Genomic DNA, 1,079 nt, shown 5'->3' with positions numbered 1-1,079 from the left:
TAGGGCCTGTGTGATGTTGTGATCAGTTGGGCGGTCGTACGAGGTCGTCTATCCAGATCATTGAGGCGCGAAGATGAAGGCCCGCGAGGTAGCTCTCGGGCTTCTTGTCGAACCGGGTGGCGATGCCCCGCCAGGCCTTCAGCCGGTTGATCAGGCGCTCGACAGTGTTCCGCTCTTTGTAGAGCTCGGTGTCGTGGCCGACGGGTCGGCCGCCCCTGCTGCCCTTTCGTTTCCGGCTGGCAGCCTGGTCCCGCTTCTCCGGGATGACGGCCTTGATGCCGCGTCTGCGCAGGTAGGCGCGGTTGGCGCGGGACGAGTAGGCCTTGTCTGCGGCGACCGAGCCGGGCCGGGTGCGGGGCCGGCCGACGGGCAGGCGCACGCGCACCCCGGCGAGGACGGGGACGAACTGCGGGCTGTCTCCGGCCTGCCCGGCGGTCAGGACGAGCGCCAGCGGACGGCACCGGCAGTCGGCGGCGAGATGGACCTTGCTGGTCAGCCCGCCCCGTGACCTGCCGAGCCGGGCCTGCTTCAGACGGAGCTTGCGTCGCCGTCGGATGCGTCCGCGCTCGTCGTGTCCGTTCTGTTCCTGCGACTCGCCCCTTTTTGCCGGGCTGTCTCCTGCTCGCGCGCGGCCTCCTCCAGGGCCTGCATGAGGTCCTCGTCGACGGGCATCCCGGCGGCGTCCTGGTGGGCACGCACGCTCGTGGAGTCGACGCTGACCAGCGACAGGTCCGTCTTCCCCTCGCGGGCGGCCTCGGCGATCAGGCCTTCGAGCAGCGCGCTGAACACGCCGGCGTCCCGCCAGACCCGGAACCGGCCGAAGACCGTGGACCAGGGACCGAACTCCTCCGGCATCTCCCGCCACTGAGCGCTGGAACGGAACCGCCAGATCACCCCCTCGAACTGGTCACGAAGCCGCTCGGGGTAGGGCCCGAACCTGCCGATTGGCAGATAGGGCTCGATCAAACTCCACTGCTCGTCGGTGAGTTGCCTGCGCGTCACAACCAACAGTCCTACCCGGTTCTGCCCCGGGGCGGGGCAGAACCCGAAGATTGATCACGACATCACACAGGCCCTAG

Annotated in this window: 1 pseudogene; it reads right to left on the bottom strand. The window is 68.9% G+C overall.

Annotated elements, in window-relative coordinates:
• Window positions 1-22: 22 nt before the first annotated feature.
• A pseudogene (locus ACFQ6N_RS41115) lies at window positions 23-1,002 on the bottom strand (IS5 family transposase).
• Window positions 1,003-1,079 lie beyond the last annotated feature (77 nt).

The sequence above is a fragment of the Kitasatospora sp. NPDC056446 genome (assembly GCF_042796115.1).
GTDB lineage: Bacteria > Actinomycetota > Actinomycetes > Streptomycetales > Streptomycetaceae > Kitasatospora.
The sequence above is the reverse complement of the archived record's forward strand: the minus strand, read 5'-3'. Positions and strand labels throughout refer to the sequence as shown.